This is a genomic window from Kitasatospora sp. NPDC002040, assembly GCF_040296785.1.
In the GTDB taxonomy this organism is placed as follows: Bacteria; Actinomycetota; Actinomycetes; order Streptomycetales; family Streptomycetaceae; genus Kitasatospora.
In genome coordinates, this window is the sequence record NZ_JBEOXV010000010.1 from 107402 (window position 1) to 127838 (window position 20437).

Genomic DNA, 20437 nt, shown 5'->3' on the forward strand with positions numbered 1-20437 from the left:
TCGGCTGCCGGGCCGTTCCGCCTACCTTCGGAGCCATGGCACCGCACACCCTGCTGCTCTTCCTCGGCGTGGACCTCCTGCTGGTCCTGACCCCCGGCCCCGACTGGCTCTACATCGCCGCCCGCGGCCTGGGCCAGGGCCGCCGGGCCGGCCTGCTCGCGGTGGCCGGGGTCTGCGCCGGGTACGCGGTGCACACCGCACTCTCCTCGGCCGGGCTGGCCGCCGCGCTGCGGGCGGTGCCCGCCGTGCTGCCCGCGCTGCGCTGGGCCGGGGCGGCGTACCTGGCGGTGCTCGCCGTCACGATGCTGATCGGCCTGCGCCGGTCCGGCGGCGAACTGCCGCCCGCACCAAGGCAGTCGACCGGGACGGTGCTGCGGCAGAGCATGCTCACCGCGCTGCTCAACCCGAAGGGCCTGCTGCTCTACCTGGCGCTGGTGCCGCAGTTCGTCGACCCGGGCAGCGGCGTTCCGGTCGGCGGGCAGGTGCTCGTGCTGGGCAGCCTCAACGTGCTCTGCTGCGCGGCGGTGTACGGCGCGGTCGCGGTGGCGGCGGCCCGGCTCGGCGGGTCGATGTCCAACACGCCGACCGCCGCGCGCAGGCTGACGGCCGTCTCGGCGGTGCTCCTGCTGCTGGTGGCCGGGGCGACCGCGACGGCCTGACCGGGGGCGCGCACGGCTCCGCGGGAGTGCTCCGGCACGACCGTTGACGGGCCGTCACCGCACTGGCACGCTCGGAGACGGCCAGGGGGGAGCCCGGCCGTGTCCCGCACACCACCGGTACCAGGGGGCCTGATGAGCACTGCCAGTTCCGGAACCGCCAACAGCTGCCGACTCGAGTACGACCTGACCTTCATCGGGGCGGCCGGACTCAACGGCCGGATCGACACCGAGTCGCACCAGAAACTGGTCAACAGCTACTACCACGGGCTCGCCGAGCCGACCGGCACCACGCTCGGCGGGTTCCGGCACGACCTGGACGCCGAGAAGCAGGCGATGAACATCCTCGCCAACCGGATCTACGCCCACCTCGGCTGCGCCAGCGACGACGACTACCGGGCCAGGATCGGCCGGGTCCGCCGCGGGCTGGTGACGCTGTTCTCCAGCTTCGGCCCCTGTCACTCCTGCCGGGAGGTGCTCCGGCAGCTGCGGCACGACTTCCCCGCCGTCACCTTCGAGATCACCTACCGGAACGGCCTCCGCGGCGGCGGCACGGCCCGCCTGATGGAGGCCGGCGGCGGGCTCAGCGGCGTGTACGGCATCGGCGACGCGGACGAACTGCCCAACAAGGACTGGCGCAAGGCCTACCCGGGCACCCCGGTCCCGGCGGCCACCGCGACCCTCCGGGCGCAGTTCACCGGCGGCCCCGCGGTGGCCGCCGCCGCCACGGCCGTCGCCGGCCAGGCGTACACCTCGTACCGCTACCCGGCGGCCCGGCAGCAGGGCAACCCGGACGAGGTGACCGCCGCGCTCGACGTGGTGGCGAAGGCGGTCTGGGACACCATCGCCCCCGGGCAGAACTTCAACGAGCGGACCTTCCCGCAGTTCATCCGCAACGTCGGCTCGGGCGACCTGGTGCTGGCCTGCGAGCAGGGGCCGACCTCGGCGGGGCGGACCGCGATCGCGGCCTTCGTCGCGGACTTCCCCAGGGTCCGGGTCCAGGTCGACTACCAGGGCGCGGCCGCCCGGGTCGGCGCGCTCGGCTACGCCGACTCGACGGCGGCCGGCGGCGGCTGGCGGAAGGTGTTCCCGGCCACCTAGGGAAAGTCCGGTGGGGCCGGTCCGGCAGGAGCCGGACCGGCCCCGGGGCTCGGTCAGACGCCCGAGGGGAGCTCCCTGGCCCGGCGGCGGACCTGCAGTGCGGTGGCGATCTCGGTGATGCCGAGCACCAGCAGGCCGCAGCCGGCCAGGATGGTCAGGGCGGTGATCGAGGTGACCGGCCAGACCATCAGCAGTACGCCCGCCAGGGTGTTCACCGCCCCGCCGAAGATCTGCCAGCCCCGGGCGGGCATCGCCGGGTCGGAGGCGGCCGCCGCGATCTGGGTGATGCCCCGGAACAGCCAGCCGATCCCGATCCAGATCGCCAGCAGCAGCACCGACTGCGCCACGCTGCGGAAGCAGAGCAGCCCGAGCAGGACGCAGATCGCCCCGCTGATGAAGGCCAGCACCCGCATCGCGGTGGAGGCGTGGGTGCCGAACGCGGCGACCAGCTGCACGATGCCGATGATCAGCAGGTAGAGGCCGAACAGCACGCCGACCACGAACAGGGTCTGCTTCGGCCAGACGAAGACGATCACGCCGAGGACCAGCGAGGCGATGCCCGCCCCGAGCAGGGCCTGCCAGGCGGCCTGGGCCAGTCGCTGGATCGGACCCTCCAGCACCCGGCCCTCCAGCGGCGGGCGATCCGTGGTGGGAAGGGCGTCGGGGTCGTGCGGGTTGGCCATGGCGGGCTCCTGACGGGCAGAGGTGTTGATCATTCCCACTCTCCCGGCGCCCGCCCGGCCCCGCCGGGCGGGCGCGGCCGTTCGGGGGACCCGAACTGATGGCCCCTCAGTCGTCGTAGCGCCATCCGATGGACACCCGGATCGATATGATCGGGATCGGAGGACTACGAAGCATGGTCGGGGGGCCGGTGAGTCACTACGTCGTGTGCGGCGGGAACGCGCTCGCCCACCGGTTGATCCGGGAGCTGATCGAGCAGTACGAGGTCCCCGTGGTCGCCCTGGTGCCGGACCTGGCCCAGGGGCACGGCCCGCAGATCAGCCAGATACCCGGCCTGTCCGCCGTGCACGAGTACCCGACCGTCTCGGCCGAGGCGCTGCGGGCCTGCGGGGTGGACACGGCCGGCGGGATCGCGCTGGTGGACGGCACCGACGAGGGCAACATCCACGCCGCGCTGGCCGCCGAGGGCCGCAACCCCGGCATCCGGATCGTGCTGCGGATGTTCAACCAGCGCCTCGGCGAGCACCTGGAGCGGCTGCTGCCGAACTGCGCGGCGCTCTCCGGCTCGGCCACCGCCGCCCCCGCCTTCGCCAACGGCGCGCTGGAGCGGCCCAACTCGGTCCGGGTGGGCAGCCGGTACCTCTACGTCGCGTACGACGGCGAGATCCAGGAGAACCAGCTCTGCGTGGTCGCCGACCGGATCGACCCGCTGGACCTGGCCCGGCTCCGGCTGCTGCCGCAGACCGCCAGCCAGGCGGCCGAGTTCATCGCGCTGGCCCGCCGGTTCGGGGACGAGGGCGAGTACGGGCCGCCCTCGCTGGAGCAGCACGAGGACCGCGGCGGGATCGCCGCCCTGCAGGCGCTGACCGAGGAGCCGCCGCTGCGGATCGGCTGGTGGTCCCGGGTCCGCTGGTGGCTGCTGGACACGCTGCGGTTCTTCACCAGCGCCCGGCTGCGCCTGCTGCTGACCATCGCGGTGGTGGCGGTGCTGCTCAGCGGCGCGGTGATCTGGTACTCCACCGGCCACCTCGGCTGGGCGTTCTACTACACCCTGCTCGACCTGGCCGGCGCGGCCAGCCCGGACCAGCCCGACCAGACGGCGGCCGGCGGGAGCTGGCAGCGGGCGGCCCAGGTGGTGATCACCTTCTGCGGCATCACCTTCGTCCCGGTGGCCACCGCGATCGCGGTGGAGGCACTGGCCAGCGGGCGGCGCGGCCTGCCCCGGGCGCCCGGCGCGGGCACCCGGGACCACGTGGTGGTGGTCGGGCTGAACCACCTCGGCACCCGGGTGGCCGGCATGGTGCGGGAGTCCGGGGTGCCGGTGGTCTGCATCGAGCGCGACCCGCAGGCCCGGGGCATCGCGGCGATGCGGGCGCTGGGCGTACCCGTGCTGGTCGGTGACGCCCCGTTGGCCGCGCAGCTGCTCCGGGCCAGGGCCCAGTACGCCCGGGCGGTGGTCTCGGTGACCAGGGACGACGCGGCCAACCTGGAGGTGGCGCTGGAGGCCAGGGCGCTGCGGCCCGAGGTGCGGATGGTGCTGCGCCTGTTCGACGACGACTTCGCGCACCAGGTGTACGCGACGCTGGACAACGTGGTCTCGCGCTCGATGTCGTACCTCTCCGCGCCCGGGTTCGCCTCCGCCCTGATGGGGCGTGAGGTGCTCGGGACGCTCTCGGTGTACCGGCGGGTGCTGCTGGTCGCCGAGCTGACGGCGGAGCCCGGCTCCGGCCTGGCCGGGCGCACCCTGCGCGAGCTGGAGGAGCCCGGCGGCATCCGGGTGGTGGCCGTGCGGCTGGCCCGGCTGCCCGCCGAGTACCAGTGGAACTACCCCGACCGGGCCCGGGAGCTGGCCACCGGCGACCGCATCCTGGTGGTCGCCACCCGCGGCGGCCTGGCCAGGCTCAACACCGAACAGGCGGACGGGCAGGGGGTATCCGAGCCGGGCCCGCGTCCCTAGACTGCTGAACTCGCGATACTACTGGCCGGTAGGACAGGGGAGTTCGGATGACGGGCGAGCGGGTCCATGCCGTCGGGGACGACGCGTTGGGCGAGCACGACGCGGTGGCACTGGCGGCGCTGGTGCGCTCCGGCGCGGTCGGCGCCCAGGAGTTGGCGCAGGCCGCGGCCGAGCGGGCCCGGCGGGTGGACGGGCTGCTGGCACCGGTCGCGTTCGAGGCGTACGGAAGCCCGCACTACGGCCGGGAGACGGCCGAGGGGGCACTGGGCGGGGTGCCCACCTACCTGAAGGACAACACCGATCTGCGCGGGATGCCGACCGGGCAAGGCAGTGCGGCGTTCCGGGCCGGGCCCGCGCGGCGGACGGCCGGCTTCACGGAGCAGTTCCTCGGCACCGGGCTGACCGTGCTCGGCAAGACCCGGCTGCCCGAGTTCGGGCTGAACGCCTCCACCGAGTACGCCGCCGCCGAGCCGGTCCGCAACCCGTGGCTGACCTCGCACTCGGCGGGCGCCTCCTCGGGCGGGGCGGCGGCGCTGGTGGCGGCCGGGGTGGTGCCGATCGCGCACGCCAACGACGGCGGCGGCTCGATCCGGATCCCGGCGGCCTGCTGCGGCCTGGTCGGCCTGAAGCCGACCCGGGGCCGGCTGGTGCCCAACGACCAGGGGCGGCGGATGCCGATCGACCTGATCACGGACGGGGTGGTGACCCGGACGGTGCGCGACACCGCGGCCTTCTTCGCCGCCGCCGAGCGGCACCACCGCAACCCCGCGCTGCCCCCGCTTGGCCTGGTGGAGGGGCCGGGGAAGCTGCCGCTGCGGATCGGCCTGGTACTGGACTCGCCGCTCGCCGTCACCGACGCCGAGACCCGCCGGGTGACCGAGGAGACCGCCGCCCGACTGGCCGCGCTGGGCCACCGGGTGGAGCCGGCCGAGCTGCCGTTCGGCGAGCAGTTCTCCCGCGACTTCACCCTGTACTGGGGCCTGCTGGCCTTCGTGATCGCCGCCACCGGCCGGCTGACGCTCGACCGGAGCTTCCGGGCCGGGCAGTTGGACGGGCTCACCACCGGCCTGCGGCACAGCTTCCGGCGCGGCTTCGCGAGGATGCCGGGGGCGCTGCGCCGGCTGCGGCAGGCGGAGCAGGCGTACGCCGACATGTTCCGCCGGTACGACGCGGTGCTCTCGCCGGTGCTGGCCCATGTCGCGCCGCCGATCGGCCACTTGAGCCCGAACGTCCCGTTCGAGGAGCTGATCGGCCGGCTGCACCGCTACGTCGCCTTCACCCCGGTCAACAATGTGACCGGCGCCCCGGCGATCGCCCTGCCCACCGGCGCCGCCGCCGACGGCCGCCCGATCGGGGTGCACCTGTCGGCCGCGCACGGCCAGGAACGGGTGCTGCTGGAGCTCGCCTTCGCCCTGGAGCAGGACCGGCCCTGGCGGCGGATCCAGGACTGAAGCGCGCTGCCGCGCCGCCCGGTCGACGGGCGGCGCGGCAGCCTGCGGCTAGCGGTTCTCGAAGGACGGCTTGCGCTTCTCGGCGAAGGCGGCCATGCCCTCCTTCTGGTCGGCGGTGGCGAACAGCGCGTGGAACAGCCGCCGTTCGAACCGGACGCCCTCGGCCAGGGTGGTCTCGAAGACGCGGTTGACGCTCTCCTTCATCATCACGGCCGCCGGGGCGGACATCGCGGCCACCGTCTCGGCGGTGGCCAGCGCCTCGGTCAGTAGGTCCGCCGCCGGCACGATCCGGGAGACCAGGCCGGCCCGTTCGGCCTCCTCGGCGCCCATCATCCGGCCGGTCAGACAGAGGTCCATCGCCTTGGCCTTGCCGACCGCGCGGGTCAGCCGCTGCGAGCCGCCGATGCCGGGGATCACCCCGAGCTTGATCTCCGGCTGGCCGAACTTCGCGGTGTCGGCGGCGATCAGGATGTCGCACAGCATCGCCAACTCGCAGCCCCCGCCCAGCGCGTAGCCCGCCACCGCGGCGACCACCGGCTTGCGCAGCCGGCCCAGCTCGTCCCAGGGGCCGAGCCAGTCGTCCAGGTAGACCTGCGGGAAGGCGTTGTCCTGCATCTCCTTGATGTCGGCCCCGGCCGCGAAGGCCTTCTCCGAGCCGGTGATCACCAGTGCGCCGACCGAGGGGTCGCGGTCGAAGGCGGTGGCCGCCCCCACCACCTCGCGCATCAGCTGGTTGTTCAGCGCGTTCAGCGCCTCCGGCCGGTTGAGCGTGATCAGCCCGACCCGGCCCCTCTGCTCCACCAGGATGGTCTGGTACTCGGTCATCGCCCTTGACTCCCTCGGTACTTCCGGCACGCGGCTGCTGCCCTGACGAGGGACACCCTTCCCGACCGACCCGCCCCCGCGCCAGTCTCGCGATCCGAGACGATCCTCACGTGTCGGCGGGCCCGGGCCGGCGCAGCAGGGTCGCCAGCGGCCGGGCCGCGACCTGGGCCGGCGGCCGGGAGACGTACAGCACCGTGTGGAACCAGCCCGAGCTCTCCAGCCCGGCCGGGTCGAGCCCGGCCCCGATCACCGCCCGGAGGACGCCCGCCCGCTCCTCGGGGCCGGTGAACCGGCGCTGCGGGAAGGTCCGGTCCAGCCGCTCGGTGACCAGCCCGTGCTCGGCCAGCACCTCGGCGACCGGCCCGTACGGGACCGCCCGCAGCACGAAGGCGGCCACCCACGGCGGGGACTCCACGCAGGCCAGCAGGTGGTCGAAGCTGCGCGCCGAGACATAGCCGACCCCGCCGGTGACGGTGACCAGCCCGGCGTCGGCGACCAGCGCCCGGAGCGCGGGCGAGGGGGCGGAGCGCTCCAGGTTCTCGGCGAACGAGGCCGTCAGCAGCCCGACCCGGCGGGCGTACTCGACCGGGCCGGGCGCCACGTCGATGCCGACCACCGGGACCGCCTCGGGGCGGCGGCTGGCGGCGTAGAACTGCCGGTCCCGGAGCGACAGTTCGGGGGTGGAGAGCCCGTCCAGGGCCGGGTCGGTGTAGCGGCGGTACAGCTCCGCGAGGGTGAGCCGGTGGTTCAGCAGCGCCGCGTTGATCCCGTACGAGCAGCACAGGTCCACCACCGTGCGCGGCTCCCGCGCGGCGGTGAGCAGGCGGAAGACCTGCTGGGCGTGGTGCGGGGTCACGTACTCGTACGGCCCGAGGGCGCGGAAGTACCCGCGCGGGTCGGGCCCGCCGTACGCCTCGGCGAAGCCGGCCTTGCCGGGGATGGAGTGGCCGGCGGTCATGGTGGCACCCCTCCGTGCGGACGGACGTGTACCCCCAGTCAAACCCCCCTGAGCCCGCCGGGCAACGCACGACGCCGAACCGGGGCTACGCCCGGGCCAGCCCCAGCTCGTCCGGGCCGAGGTCGGCGAAGTAGCGGGTCACCTGGTGGTCCGTCACACCGGCCAGGGTGGCGGGGGACCAGTGCGGGTTGCGGTCCTTGTCGACCACCTGGGCGCGGATGCCCTCGACCAGGTCGGCGGAGGCGAGCGCGGTGCAGGAGATCCGGAACTCCTGGTCCAGCGTCTCGGCCAGGGTGCGGTGGGCCCGGGCCCGGCGCAGGGCGGCCAGGGTGACCTTGAGCGAGGTCGGCGACTTGGCCCGGATCTGCTCGGCCGCCTCCTTGGCCTCGGCGATCCCGGCGGCGTCCAGGCGCTCCAGCACCTCCTCCACGGTGTCGGCCGCGTAGCAGGCGTCGATCCACTCCCGCTGCGCCGCGAGCGCGGCGGCCGGGGCCTCGGCCGCGTACCGGGCCAGCGCCTCGGCCGGGGCCGTGTCGCGGAGGGAGGCGGTGAAGTCCGCCAGTGCGGCGGCCGGCACGAAGTGGTCGGCGAAGCCGCAGAGCAGCGCGTCGCCCGGGCCCATCGCGGCGGCGGTCAGGGCCAGGTGGGTGCCCAGTTCGCCCGGGGCGTGCGCGAGCAGGTGGCTGCCGCCGACGTCCGGCATCAGGCCGATCCGGGTCTCCGGCATCGCCACCGCCGAGCGCTCGGTGACCACCCGGACGCTGCCGTGCGCGGAGAGGCCGACCCCGCCGCCCATGGTGATCCCGTCCATGACCGCCACGTACGGCTTCGGGTAACGGGAGATCAGGTGGTTCAGCCGGTACTCGTCCCGGAAGAACGCCCGGGCGCCCGCACCGCCCAGCTTGGCGTCGTCGTGCAGCGCCCGGATGTCCGCACCCGCGCAGAGCCCGCGCTCCCCGGCGCCGGTCAGCAGCACGGCCCCGACGCCGTCGTCACCGGCCCAGGCGGTCAGCTGCCGCTCGATCGCCAGCAGCATCCCGTGCGTGAGCGCGTTCAGCGCCCGCGGCCGGTCGAGCGTGATCCGGCCGACCCGGCCGTCCTGCTCCAGCACCACATCGGTTGTCATCGGGGTCCCATCTCCGGTCGGACGAACCCCGCCACCGTACCCGGCGCGCCCCGGAGCGGACGCTCTAGGATGCTGATCACCTAGGGGGGTACCGACGGTGGACTTTCTGCTGCTCAACGACGAACCGGTACGCGGAGACAGCACGGGGGAGGACGTGCTCGGCACGGCCCGGGCGGCCCGGGACCTGGCGGCGCTGATCCAGGCCTCGCGGGCGGCGACGCCGTTCACGGTCGCGATCGACGCGGACTGGGGGATGGGCAAGAGCAGCCTGATGCACCGGATCGAGGCGGTGCTCCAGGAGGACCGCACGGTCGAGTGCGTCTGGTTCAACGCCTGGACGGCGAACGGCACCGACGCGCTGGAGGGGGTCATCAAGTCGGTGCTCCAGCGCTTCGACCGCAACCTGCTGCGGCGGATCTGGCACCGGACCAACCGGAGCGGCCTGCTGGTCTCCGCGCTGCGCACCGTCGCCACCCTGCTGGCCGGGGTGTTCCGGGTGGACCGGATCGTCGACGAGCTGTGGGAGCGGATGGCGGCCGACGCCGCGGCCAGGAACGCGATCCGGAAGCTGATCGCGGACGCGGCCACCGAGTGGGCCGCCGCGCCCGGCGCGCCGGACCGGCGGCGGCTGCTGGTGGTCTTCGTGGACGACCTGGACCGCTGCTCGGACGAGACCATCCTGGCCGTCTGCGAGGCGATCAAGATCTATCTGGACGTGCCGGGGCTGGCCTTCGTACTGGGCTGCGACCAGCGCCGGATCGCGGACGTGGCGGAGGCCTCCGGGCGGGCCCTCAGCGCGGACTACCTGCAGAAGATCGTCCAGGTCAACTACCGGATGCCGCCGATCGATCCGGTGCAGGCGGCCCGGCTGGTGGAGCGCTACGCCGAGCAGTCCGGGACGTCCGCGCTGCTCACGCCGCCGCTGGCCGCGCTGGTGGCGGAGCGGATGGGGCGCAACCCGCGCCGGATCAAGCGGCTGATCAACGGTTTCGTGATGGAGTACCACCTCGACGCCGGCTGGCAGCAGTTGGGCGCGGAGGGGCTGCTCAGGGCGATGCTGCTGCAGCAGCTGTACCCGGACTTCCACCGGGCGCTGGTCCAGCCCGGCGCGCCGGACCTGGTGGCCGAGTTCGTCACCTACTACGAGGTCCGCGGGGTGGCCCGGCGGCGCGGTGCGGAGCTCGATCCGGCCCGGGCGGCCCGGCTGACCGAGCTGGCGGAGCGGCTGGAGCTGGACCTTCCGGGTGCGCTGCCCTCCCTGCTGGAGCAGTTGGAGCAGGCGCTGCCGCCGGAGTACCCGCTGCTGGCGGCCGACCGGGGTTTCGTCCGGCTGCTGCTGGAGCTGGACCAACTGCCGGAGTCGGCCGCCCTGCTGGGGCGGCTCAGGCGGACCGCCCCGCTGGAGCCGACCCGGCCGCCGGTGGTGCTGGGCACGCCTCCGCCGCTGCTGAACCTCCAGGGCGCGCGGGTGCTCTGGGTGGACGACATCCCGGTCAACAACGCCCGGCTGGTGCGGCAGTTGCGGAGTTCGGGGGCCGAGGTGCTGCAGGTCGAGGGGACCACCGAGGCGCTGGCCCGGCTGGACTGGCGGCCGCACGTGCTGATCACCGACCTCAAGCGCGGGAACGACCCGCGGGCCGGGATCCAGGGCATCAGGGCGGTCCGGGCGGCGGGGTTCGGCGGGCCGGTGATCGTCTACTCGGTCAGCCGGAACGTCACCCTGCTGGCCGAGGCGGAGCTGGCCGGTGCCCAGCTCGCGGTCCGTTCGCCGACCGCGCTGGTGGACCTGATCGAGGAGGCGGTGGCGGCCGCCCGCTGACGGCGGACCGCCGCCCCGCTCGGACGGGAGCGGGACGGCGGCGGGGTGCGGACGGCGGGCGGGTCAGGGCACGATCCGCCCGGTGACCTCGCCGAACGAGATCAGGGTGCCGTCCGGGCCGGGGGCGGTGGCGGTGATGGTGACCGTGTCGCCGTCCTCCAGGAAGGTGCGGGTGGTGCCGTCCGGGAGCTTGACCGGGTTCTCGCCGTTCCAGGTGAGCTCGATCAGGGCGCCCCGGCTCTCCACCTCGGGCCCGCTGACGGTGCCGGAGGCGTACAGGTCGCCCGGGCGCAGCGAGGCGCCGTTGGCGGTGAGGTGGGCGAGCTGCTGGGCGGCGGTCCAGTACATCGAGGCGAACGGCGGCCGCGAGATCACGTGGCCGTTCAGCCGGACCGTCAGGGCCAGGTCCAGGCCCCAGGGTTCGCCGTCCCGGTCGTCCAGGTAGGGCAGCGGCTCGACGTCGCGGGCCGGCGGGCTGACCCGGGCGTGCTCCAGCGCGTCCAGCGGGACCACCCAGGGCGAGAGCGAGGTGGCGAAGGACTTGCCGAGGAACGGGCCGAGCGGCACGTACTCCCAGGCCTGGAGGTCGCGCGCGGACCAGTCGTTGAGCAGGCAGACACCGAAGACGTGCTCGCGGAAGTCGGCCAGCGCGACCGGCTTGCCGAGCTCGCTGCCGGCGCCGATCACGAAGGCCACCTCGGCCTCGATGTCCAGTCGGCGCGAGGGGCCGAACGACGGCAGCGGCTCGCTCGGCGCCTTGCGCTGGCCGTGCGGGCGGACGATCTCGGTGCCGGAGTTGACGATCGTCCCGGCCCGGCCGTGGTAACCGATCGGCAGGTGCTTCCAGTTGGGGGTGAGCGGCTCGGTGCCCGGGCGGAAGATCTTGCCCAGGTTGGTGGCGTGGTGCTCGGAGGCGTAGAAGTCGACGTAGTCGGCCACCTCGAACGGCAGGTGCAGGGCGACCTCGTCGACCGGGTACAGGTGCGGCGAGAGGGCGGCCCGGTGCTGCTCCTCGCTCAGCCAGGCGGTGAGCGCGGCGCGCACCTGGGTCCAGGTCGGACGGCCCGCCGCCAGCAGCGGGTTGAGGGTGTCGGCGTCCAGCAGCACCGAGGGCTGGCCGACCGCGCGGGCGGCGGCGCCCGCGTCCAGCACGAAGTCGCCGACGGCCACGCCGATCCGGCGGCGCTCGGGCCGGTCGGCGGTGCTGAAGACGCCGTAGGGCAGGTTGTGCAGGCCGAACGGGGAGTCCAGCGCGGAGGCGAGCCAGCTGGTGGTCAACGGTTCTCCTGGGTCAGTAGGCCGAGTTCGGCCAGGTCGGCGAGCGGCTCCGCGATGCTGCAGGTGCCGAAGGCGGTGAACGAGGCGCGGGCGGTGGCGATCTGACCGAGGCTCAGCCCGTTAGCGGCGGCGGCCAGCACGGCGCCGGAGCGCTCGGCCAGTGCCTCGGCGGCCCGGGCCGGATCGGCGGCGGCCAGCAGCACGTTGAGGAAGCCGTGGTGCTCGAAGCCGGTCGCCGGGTCGGTGTGCCGGACGGCGTGGTGCAGGCCCGCCGTGCACTTGTACGGCACCTCGCGCTCGGCACAGGCGGTCAGCAGCGCGGCCAGCTCCGCCTCGGTGGGGAAGGCGTCGGCGGTCAGCCCGCCGGTGCGGAACTTGGCCCGGTGCGGTGTCCCGGCCAGCCGGTCCAGCCGCTGCTGCAGCTGCTCGTCGCGCGGGAGTTCGAGCGAGACGGTGACGCCTTCGGGCAGGTCGGCGGGCACCGAGTCGGCGACCAGCTCGATCCCGACCACGTCCACGCCCTGCACCGGGCCGGGCCTGGTGCTGCCCCCCGGCAGCACCAGCCCGACCCGGAGTCCGGGGGCGGCCAGTGCGGCCAGTTCGCCGGCCCGGCCCGCTCCGCAGAGGAACGGGCCGACCGCGTCGGCGTACCAGGCCGAGCGGTGCCGCAGGTGCGCGGGCACCGCCTCGGCCAGCGGCAGGTCTCCGGGCGGGAAGACCGCCGCGTCGTCGAACAGCCCCTGGAACAGCGGGGGTACGGTCATCGCCGGCCGCCCGACCAGGTCCAGGCGTAGTTGCCGTCCTCGCTCGCGGTGGCGCCCTCACCGAGCTCCAGCGGCCGGAAGGTGTCCACCATGACGGCGAGCTCGTCGAAGAACTCGGCGCCGATCGAGCGCTCGTACGCGCCCGGCTGCGGGCCGTGGGTGTGGCCGCCGGGGTGCAGCGAGATCGAGCCCTGGGCGATGCCGGAGCCCTTGCGGGCCTCGTAGTTGCCGCCGCAGTAGAACATCACCTCGTCGCTGTCCACGTTGGAGTGGTAGTACGGCACCGGGATCGACAGCGGGTGGTAGTCCACCTTGCGCGGCACGAAGTTGCAGATCACGAAGTTCTGGCCCTCGAACACCTGGTGGGCCGGCGGCGGCTGGTGGATCCGGCCGGTGAGCGGCTCGAAGTCCTTGATGTTCAGCGCGTACGGGTAGAGGCAGCCGTCCCAGCCGACCACGTCGAACGGGTGGTGCGGCACCGTGTACCGGGTGCCGACCACGCCGTTCGGGCCGCGGTGCTTGACCAGCACGTCCACGTCCGCCTGCTCGACCAGCAGCGGGCCGACCGGGCCGCGCAGGTCCCGCTCGCAGTACGGCGCGTGCTCCAGCAGCTGGCCGAACCGGGACAGGTAGCGCTTGGGCGGGGTGATGTGGCTGTTGGCCTCGATGCAGTACGCGCGCAGCGGCGCGTCCGGGCCCGGCACCCAGCGGTGCGTGGTGGCCCGGGGGATGATCACGTAGTCGCCCTCGCTGACCTCCAGCGAGCCGAACACCGTCTCCAGCACCGCGGTGCCGGACTCGATGTAGACGCACTCGTCGCCGAGCCCGTTGCGGTACAGCTCGCTGGGCGCGCCGGCCACCACGTAGGAGAGCCGGACGTCACCGTTGCCGAGCAGCAGCCGCCGCCCGGCGACCGCGTCGGTGTCCTTCCACTCCTCGCCCTCGAACAGCCCGTGCAGCTTGAGGTGACGGGGGATCAGCGGGTGGTTGGGGACGGTGCCCTGGTCGGGCAGCTCCCACGGGACGGCGTCCACGATCGCGGACGGGATGCCCCGGTGGTAGAGCAGCGAGGAGTCCGAGGTGAAGCCCTCCTCGCCCATCAACTCCTCGTAGTACAGCCCGCCTTCGGGTGTGCGGTGCTGGGTGTGCCGCTTGGGCGGGATGCTGCCCAGCTGCCGGTAGTGCGCCATGATCGTGATCCTCCCGAGCCGGTCTCAGAGGTTGCCGCGCTTGTCCTGCTCGCGCTCCAGGGACTCGAACAGGGCCTTGAAGTTGCCCTTGCCGAAGCCCAGCGAACCATGCCGCTCGATGAACTCGAAGAACACCGTCGGCCGGTCGCCCTGCGGCTTGGTGAAGATCTGCAGCAGGTAGCCGTCCTCATCACGATCGACCAGGATGCCGCGCTTCTTGAGCTCCTCGACCGGGACCCGGACCTTGCCGATCCGCTCCCGCAGCTCCGGGTCGTCGTAGTACGAGTCCGGGGTGTTCAGGAACTCCACGCCGTTGGAGCGCAGGATGTCCACCGTGGTGAGGATGTCGTTGGTGGCCAGCGCCAGGTGCTGGCAGCCGGGGCCGCCGTAGAACTCCAGGTACTCGTCGATCTGCGACTTCTTCTTGGCGATCGCGGGCTCGTTGAGCGGGAACTTCACCCGGTGGTTGCCGCTGGCGACCACCTTGCTCATCAGGGCCGAGTACTCGGTGGCGATGTCGTCGCCGACGAACTCGGCCATGTTCTCGAAGCCCATGACCCGGTTGTAGAAGCCGACCCACTCGTCCATCTTGCCGAGCTCGACGTTGCCCACCGCGTGGTCCAGGGCCTGGAACAGCCGCTTGGGGTGGCCCTCGGGGCGCTGCACCCGGGTCTGCGCGGTGACGAAGCCGGGCAGGTACGGGCCGTGGTAGCGGGAGCGGTCGACCAGGGTGTGCCGGGTCTCGCCGTAGGTGGCGATCGCCGCGCGGCGGACGGTGCCGTGCTCGTCGGTGACGTCGTTCGGCTCCTCCAGCACGGTGGCGCCGGTGGCGCGGGCGTGCGCGATGCACTTGTCCACGTCCGGGACCTCCAGCGCGAGGTCGACCACGCCGTCGCCGTGGCGGCGGTGGTGGTCCAGCAGCGCGCTGTCCGGGGAGACCCCGCCCTTGATCACGAACCGGCAGGAGCCGGAGCGCAGCACGAACGCCTTGCGGTCCCGGCGGCCGGTCTCGGGGCCGGAGTAGGCGACCAGCTCCATGCCGAAGACGGCCTGGTAGAACTGCGCCGCCTGGGTGGCGTTGCCCACCACGAAGACGATCGCGTCCTGCGCGATGACGGGGAACGGGTCACCCGCGGCGTCGTGCTCGACCAGGCCCACCAGACGGCGGAGCTGGTCCGCGTCGAGGCCTGCCTCGAGCTCCTCGGGGGTCAGTTCTACGGCGTTGGCGGTCATGGGTGGTTCCTCCACGTTGAGGCCTGCAGTGCGCTGAGCTTGCGCCCGCCGGGTTCGCTGGGCAACAGACCGGGGATCACCTGCTCAATGTGTACAAGCTGAGCAGCCCGAAGGGGTCACCGCTGGTCAGATTGCCCAGTCAAACCCGGCCCTCTTGAATGTGTCAGGTCAGCCGTATAGAGCGTCCAGCACCTCCGCGTCGGTGGTCTGCCCGAAGTCCGCGTAGAACTCGCCGACGGCCAGGAAGCGGGCCGGCTCGCCGACGCAGACCAGCTCGTCCGCCTCGCCCCGCAGCCCGGACCGCCAGCCGGCCGGGGCGACCGGGACGGCCAGCACCACCCGGGCGGCTCCGCGCCGGCGGACGGTCCGGCAGGCGGCCCTGGCGGTGGCGCCGGTGGCGATCCCGTCGTCCACCACCACCACGGTGCGGCCCGCCAGCTCCACCGGCGGCCGTCCGCCCCGGTAGCGCTCGGCCCGCCGGGCCAGCTCGGCCCGTTCGGCCCGCTCCACCTCGGCCAGCTGAGCGTCCGTCACCCGGGCGGCCCGCCGGACCGATTCGTTCAGCACCCGGGCGCCGTCCTCGCCGATCGCGCCCATCCCCAGCTCCGGCTGGTGCGGCACCCCGAGCTTGCGCACCACGCAGACGTCCAGCGGGGCGCCGAGCGCCCGGGCCACCTCGGCGGCCACCGGCACCCCGCCGCGCGGCAGCCCCACCACCACCGTGTCCGGGCGGGCCCCGAGCCGCTCGGCCAGCTGTCGCCCGGCGTCCCTGCGGTCGGTGAAGTACATGGCGGCGCCTCCGGATTCCACCGTACGTCCCGGGACCGCGGCCCGACCGGTCCCGGTCCGGCACCTGGGCCACGATCCGGGCGGCGCACCCGTGCGTCCGGGACAGCGGGCCGGAGAACGTGGAGCTCCGAACCCGGAACGACACGAGGGAGGCCACCCGTGGCCGCCAAGACCAACACCTCCGCCCACGGCCTGTTCACCACCGGCGAGCCGGTCAGCGCCTGGACGGTCAGTACCGCCCTCCCCGTCACCTACCAGGTGGTCTTCACCCCGCAGACCCTCTCCCCGGCCAACCCGGCGCTCGCCACCGCCGGCGCCGTCCCCGGGCGGCGGCTGGTGGTGGTGGAGGAGACCGTGCACGCGCTCTACGGCGACCGGATCCGGGCCTACTTCGAGGCCCGCGGCCTGGCGGCCGAGCTCTGCGTGCTGACGGCGCACGAGGAGGTCAAGACGATGGAGTCGGTGTTCCACGTCGCCGAGCGGATGGACCGCTTCGGGGTCTCCCGGCGCGGCGAGCCGGTGATCGCGATGGGCGGCGGCGTGCTGATGGACGTGGTCGGACTCGCCTGCAGCCTGTACCGCCGCTCCACCCCGTTCGTCCGGGTGCCCACCACGCTGATCGGCCTGGTGGACGCGGGCGTCGGGGCCAAGACCGGGGTCAACTTCGGCCGGCACAAGAACCGGCTCGGCACCTACCACCCCGCCGTGGCAACGCTGTTGGACCCGGCCTTCCTGGCCACCCTGGACCAGCGGCACCTGAGCAACGGGCTGGCCGAGATCCTCAAGGTCGCCCTGATCAAGGACCGGCTGCTGTTCGACCTGCTGGACCGGATCGGCGAGACGCTGATCGAGCAGCGCTTCCAGGGCCCGGTGCCCGGCGGCGAGGTGCTGGTCCGGGCGGTGCACGGAATGCTCCAGGAGCTCCAGCCCAACCTGTGGGAGCACCGGCTGGAACGGTCGATGGACTACGGCCACTCGTTCAGCCCGACCGTGGAGATGCGGGCACTGCCCGAGCTGCTGCACGGCGAGGCGGTCTGCCTCGACATGGCGCTGACCACGGTGCTCGCCCAGCGGAGGGGACTGGTCGAGGCCGCCGAACGCGACCGGATCCTCGACCTGATGCGCCGGCTCGGGCTCCCGGTCTGGCACCCGCTGCTGGAGCCGGAGACGCTGGCCGACGCGCTCACCGACACCATCCGCCACCGCGACGGCAGGCAGCGCTTCCCGCTCCCGGTCGGGATCGGCCACGGCTGCTTCGCCGACGACCTCACCACCACCGAGATCGGCCACGCGGCCGACGAACTGGAGGAGCTGGCATGCGTCACGCAGTGATCGTCGCCGACACCCGCGGCCCCGCCGACGTGCACGGCGTGCACGGCACCCAGGGCCTGACCCGCTGGGCCTGCCTGGCCCGCCGGGCCGGCCTGGCCGGCGGCTGGGAGGCGGTCGAATGGGCCAGCATCCCGCCCGGCGGCGTCAGCGGGGAGCACCTGCACACCCGTACCGAGGAGTGCTACGTCCTCCTCACCGGCCGCGGGGAGATCACCCTCGACGGCCGATCCCGTCCCGTCGGGGCCGGTGATGTCGTCCTCACCGGCCTCGGCACCACCCACGGTCTCCGCAACGCGGGCACCGAGGCGCTCGACTGGCTGGTGATCGAAATGCCCGCCGTACCCCTTCCCCGTCCACGGACCCCGATCAAGCGGCACGCCGTGGTGACCAACCTGCGCCGGGTCGGCCCGATCGACCCCGGGGTGGTGCTCACCGGGCCGCTGCGCCACCTCGAACTCGTCCGGCTCCGGCCGGGCGAGCGGGTGGAGCTGTCGGCCGACGCCACCGAGCACACCGTCTTCGTCACGGCCGGCTCCGGCCGGGCCGCCGCCGGCGACGTCCGGGTCCCGCTGGACCCCGGACGGTCCGTCACCCTCCCGCTCGGCACCTCGGCGGCCTTCACCGCCGGGAACGACGGGCTGGAGTACGTCCACGCGGTGCTCACCGTGCCGCCGTCCGAACGTCCGGGAGAGCTCCGATGATCGTCACCGACACGGCCCACGGCGCCGTGCACCTCGGCCCCGGCACCCAGCGGGTCCGCACCCGCTGCCTGGCCCGCCGGGGCATGCTGCACAGCGAGACCGAGGCGATCGACCACGTCCGGCTCAGCCCCGGCGCCTGCTACGACCTCGGCGGCCGGGCGGGCACCGAGGCGGCCTGGTACGTGCTGCGCGGCCCGGTCGCGCTGCTGGACTGCCCCGAGCAGCCGCAGCACCTGCTGGCCGAGGGCGACCTGCTGCTGGCCCCCGTGGGCGGCCGGGTGCACCTGCACGGCGGCCCGCTCGGCGCCGAACTGCTCTGTCTGACCGTCATGCCGGACGCGGTCAGCAGCGAACTCCCGGCCCGCAGGCCCGACCTGCTGGTCCGTCAGTCCTGAGCGAGAGGAGGGGGTGGCGATGCTCGGTCTCGACCGCGAGGTACAGGCGGGCGGCGTGCACTACGCCGTACGGGTGCGCGAAGGCGCGCCCGGCTGGGCCGAGTTGGCGGAGCTGGTGGAGCGCAGGGGTGCCGAGGGGGTGCGGCTGGCCGGCACGCTCGGCGCGCTGTGCGGGCCCGCCCTCTCGCTCCGGGCCGGTGCCCCGGCGGTGGTCTGGGGCCAGCTGGAGCAGCTGGCCTCCGGTCAAGTGGCAGGCGGGGTGGTCGAGTTGATCCGCTGTGTACTGGCGGTCTGCCCGGCGCACCTGGACCGGGTCGCCGCCGCCCTGACCCCCACCGGCCGGTACGGGCACCGCGCGCTGCTGGCCTTCATCGCGATCTGCGTGGACGCCCGCGCGGCCCTCACCGCCTACGACCCGCTGGAGCTCGGCCCCGCCCGCGCGCTCGGCTACGGCCGGGAGATCGGGCAGGCGCTGCACCGGGCCGGCGGGCTGCCGCCGGCCGCCGCGGCCGGGCTCGGCCTGCTGGTCGCCGGGCGGCTCGGCGGCCTCGGCCCGGCGGACGAACTCGCCCACCGGGAGCTGCTGTTGCGGGCCGGGCTGCCGGTCACCGTACCCGGGCGGACCGACCTGGACGCGGTGGCCGCCGCGGTACCGCCCGCCCTGCTGCTGCTGGACCGGCTCGGGCACCCGCGCTGCGTCGACGGCCGGCTGCTCACCCCCGTGGACCCCGCTGCCGTCCGGGCCGCGCTGTCGTCCTGCCGCCGTCCGGCCGGGGTCCCGCACAGCCGTCCGGCGGTCACCCGGGCCCCGGACAGGACCGCGTCCCCTGCCGCCCGGGACAACGGGCGGGACACCGTCGAAGCATCAGGCCCGAACAAGGAGCGTCCGAGATGACCAGCACCGCGATCACCGCCCTCAGCCGGGGCCGCGCCGTCGACCCCGGTCGGGTGCTCACCGGCCCGCTGCGCGGTGTCGGCCTCTCCTGGCTCGACCCGCAGGACAGCATCGAACTGATCGCCGACGGCGTCGAGCACACCCTCTACGTCACCGCCGGAGCCGGCTGGGCGAGCGCCGGGGAGACCGACGTCCCGCTCGCCGAAGGCACCGCCGTCACGCTGCCGCTGGGCGGCGAACTCGTCCTCACCGCCGGGGAACCGGGCCTGGAGTACTTCCACGCCGTCCTGGCCGTACCGGGAGCAGGCCCCCGATGATCGTCACCACCGCCTCCGCCGCCGCCATGACCGTGGTCGGAGCCGGCAGCGAGCGCACCCGCGTGCTCTGCCTGGCCCGCCGCGACCTGGTGACCGCCGACTGCGAGTCCTTCGAACACGTCCGGCTCAGCCCCGGCGGCACCCACCACCGCACGGGCCGCCGCGAGACCGAGGCCGCCTGGTACGTGCTGCGCGGCCCGGTGCTGGCCGAGCAGCGGCCGCACCCGGCCCAGCACCTGGCCGACACCGGCGACCTGCTGCTGGTCCCGCCCGGCCAGGACCTGGACCTGGTGGCAGGACCGCTCGGCGCCGAGCTGCTCTGCCTGACCCTGGGCGCCGGGCCCGCCCGCCGCCGCCGTCCGCCGCTGCGCACCCGCACCCGCCCGTAGCACCTCCGTGACCCCCGAACCTCCGAGAAGGAGCAGACCGATGAACGCCATCCCCGGTGCCCTCGCCGTGCACCACGTCGCGTACACCGTCCCCGACCTCGACCAGGCGGTCGCCTTCTTCACCGACGTGATCGGCGCCGAACTGCTCTACCGGGTCGGCCCGGTGCACGACCCGGACGGGGACTGGATGACCCGTCAGCTCGGCGTCCACCACCGGGCCGCCGCGTACGTCGCGATGCTCCGGCTCGGCCCGGTGACCAACCTGGAGCTGTTCCAGTACAGCGCGCCGGACCAGCGCCGCGAACTGCCCAGGAACAGCGACTGGGGCGGCCACCACCTGGCGATCGCCGTCACCGACGTGGACGCCGCCGCCGCCTACCTGCGGGCCCAGCCCGGGGTGGAGGTGCTCGGCCGGCCGGAGACGGTCGCCGACGGCGGCCCGATCGACGGCGACCGCTGGGTGTACTTCCGTACGCCCTGGGGCCTGCAGCTGGAGCTGATCGACCTGCCGGAGGGGCTGCCGTACGAGCAGCTGACCGACGCCCGGCTCTACCGTCCCGTCCAGCCCTGGAGTTGAGCC

20 protein-coding genes and 1 pseudogene are annotated in these 20437 nt (G+C 74.0%); 12 read left to right on the top strand and 9 right to left on the bottom strand.

All coding sequences use genetic code 11. The features are described 5' to 3' along the window. Positions 1-35 precede the first annotated feature (35 nt). Positions 36-659, top strand: a complete 624-nt coding sequence (locus ABT118_RS21930; protein ID WP_350671453.1) for a LysE family translocator — start codon at positions 36-38, stop codon at positions 657-659. Positions 660-791: 132 nt separating this feature from the next. Next, positions 792-1757, top strand: coding sequence for a hypothetical protein (locus tag ABT118_RS21935; protein WP_350671456.1), 966 nt, complete (start codon positions 792-794; stop codon positions 1755-1757). A gap of 53 nt (positions 1758-1810) precedes the next feature. On the opposite strand, the gene ABT118_RS21940 is transcribed toward ABT118_RS21935, so the two are convergent. Further along, on the bottom strand, positions 1811-2473 hold the full coding sequence (locus tag ABT118_RS21940) for an HdeD family acid-resistance protein (protein ID WP_350671458.1): 663 nt from the start codon (positions 2471-2473) through the stop codon (positions 1811-1813). A gap of 155 nt (positions 2474-2628) precedes the next feature. Here ABT118_RS21940 and ABT118_RS21945 point away from each other — a divergent pair, with 155 nt between their 5' ends. Together ABT118_RS21945 and ABT118_RS21950 are read left to right on the top strand one after the other, a co-directional pair. Continuing rightward, on the top strand, positions 2629-4395 hold the full coding sequence (locus ABT118_RS21945; protein ID WP_350671462.1) for an NAD-binding protein: 1767 nt from the start codon (positions 2629-2631) through the stop codon (positions 4393-4395). A gap of 47 nt (positions 4396-4442) precedes the next feature. Next, a complete protein-coding gene (locus ABT118_RS21950; protein ID WP_350671464.1) occupies positions 4443-5846 on the top strand; it encodes an amidase in 1404 nt (467 codons plus the stop codon). 48 nt (positions 5847-5894) lie between these two features. Here the strand turns inward: ABT118_RS21950 and ABT118_RS21955 are convergent, their stop codons facing one another. From ABT118_RS21955 to ABT118_RS21965, 3 genes are all read right to left on the bottom strand, one after another. Then, on the bottom strand, positions 5895-6671 hold the full coding sequence (locus ABT118_RS21955) for an enoyl-CoA hydratase (protein WP_350671466.1): 777 nt from the start codon (positions 6669-6671) through the stop codon (positions 5895-5897). Positions 6672-6777: 106 nt separating this feature from the next. Next, on the bottom strand, positions 6778-7629 hold the full coding sequence (locus ABT118_RS21960; RefSeq protein WP_350671469.1) for a hypothetical protein: 852 nt from the start codon (positions 7627-7629) through the stop codon (positions 6778-6780). Positions 7630-7714: 85 nt separating this feature from the next. Further along, positions 7715-8755, bottom strand: coding sequence for an enoyl-CoA hydratase/isomerase family protein (locus tag ABT118_RS21965; RefSeq protein WP_350671471.1), 1041 nt, complete (start codon positions 8753-8755; stop codon positions 7715-7717). A 97-nt stretch (positions 8756-8852) separates the two neighbouring features. On the opposite strand from ABT118_RS21965, the gene ABT118_RS21970 reads away from it, so the two are divergent. After that, on the top strand, positions 8853-10574 hold the full coding sequence (locus ABT118_RS21970; protein WP_350671472.1) for a P-loop NTPase fold protein: 1722 nt from the start codon (positions 8853-8855) through the stop codon (positions 10572-10574). 63 nt (positions 10575-10637) lie between these two features. On the opposite strand, the gene fahA is transcribed toward ABT118_RS21970, so the two are convergent. The 5 genes and pseudogenes from fahA to ABT118_RS21995 all read right to left on the bottom strand — a co-directional run. Continuing rightward, complete coding sequence (gene fahA / locus ABT118_RS21975) at positions 10638-11852, bottom strand: fumarylacetoacetase (RefSeq protein ID WP_350671475.1); 1215 nt, start codon at positions 11850-11852, stop codon at positions 10638-10640. Beyond that, on the bottom strand, positions 11849-12616 hold the full coding sequence (locus ABT118_RS21980; RefSeq protein WP_350671478.1) for a hypothetical protein: 768 nt from the start codon (positions 12614-12616) through the stop codon (positions 11849-11851). The genes fahA and ABT118_RS21980 overlap by 4 nt, the downstream gene beginning before the upstream one ends. Further along, positions 12613-13806, bottom strand: a complete 1194-nt coding sequence (locus tag ABT118_RS21985; protein WP_350671481.1) for a homogentisate 1,2-dioxygenase — start codon at positions 13804-13806, stop codon at positions 12613-12615. Before ABT118_RS21985 ends, ABT118_RS21980 begins: the two co-directional genes overlap by 4 nt. A 24-nt stretch (positions 13807-13830) precedes the next feature. Next, positions 13831-14967, bottom strand: a complete 1137-nt coding sequence (hppD, locus tag ABT118_RS21990) for a 4-hydroxyphenylpyruvate dioxygenase (RefSeq protein ID WP_502884635.1) — start codon at positions 14965-14967, stop codon at positions 13831-13833. A 249-nt stretch (positions 14968-15216) separates the two neighbouring features. Further along, a pseudogene (locus tag ABT118_RS21995) lies at positions 15217-15828 on the bottom strand (phosphoribosyltransferase); the annotation flags it as partial. A 159-nt stretch (positions 15829-15987) separates the two neighbouring features. Between ABT118_RS21995 and ABT118_RS22000 the strand changes: the two are divergent. Genes ABT118_RS22000 through ABT118_RS22030 form a run of 7 tightly spaced genes read left to right on the top strand, consistent with a single transcriptional unit; the run spans position 15988 to position 20434 of the window. Further along, positions 15988-17160, top strand: a complete 1173-nt coding sequence (locus ABT118_RS22000; RefSeq protein ID WP_350671487.1) for a sedoheptulose 7-phosphate cyclase — start codon at positions 15988-15990, stop codon at positions 17158-17160. Then, positions 17145-17861 carry a cupin domain-containing protein gene (locus ABT118_RS22005; protein ID WP_350671490.1) on the top strand — a complete coding sequence of 239 codons (717 nt, stop codon included), beginning with the start codon at positions 17145-17147 and terminating at the stop codon, positions 17859-17861. The genes ABT118_RS22000 and ABT118_RS22005 overlap by 16 nt, the downstream gene beginning before the upstream one ends. Continuing rightward, complete coding sequence (locus tag ABT118_RS22010) at positions 17858-18256, top strand: pirin family protein (RefSeq protein ID WP_350671492.1); 399 nt, start codon at positions 17858-17860, stop codon at positions 18254-18256. The genes ABT118_RS22005 and ABT118_RS22010 overlap by 4 nt, the downstream gene beginning before the upstream one ends. Positions 18257-18275: 19 nt before the next feature. Beyond that, a complete protein-coding gene (locus ABT118_RS22015; protein WP_350671494.1) occupies positions 18276-19151 on the top strand; it encodes a dehydroquinate synthase/iron-containing alcohol dehydrogenase family protein in 876 nt (291 codons plus the stop codon). Continuing rightward, on the top strand, positions 19148-19468 hold the full coding sequence (locus ABT118_RS22020) for a hypothetical protein (RefSeq protein ID WP_350671496.1): 321 nt from the start codon (positions 19148-19150) through the stop codon (positions 19466-19468). Before ABT118_RS22015 ends, ABT118_RS22020 begins: the two co-directional genes overlap by 4 nt. Then, a complete protein-coding gene (locus ABT118_RS22025; RefSeq protein ID WP_350671497.1) occupies positions 19465-19857 on the top strand; it encodes a hypothetical protein in 393 nt (130 codons plus the stop codon). Before ABT118_RS22020 ends, ABT118_RS22025 begins: the two co-directional genes overlap by 4 nt. A 40-nt stretch (positions 19858-19897) precedes the next feature. Beyond that, positions 19898-20434, top strand: a complete 537-nt coding sequence (locus ABT118_RS22030) for a VOC family protein (protein ID WP_350671499.1) — start codon at positions 19898-19900, stop codon at positions 20432-20434. Positions 20435-20437: the final 3 nt, after the last annotated feature.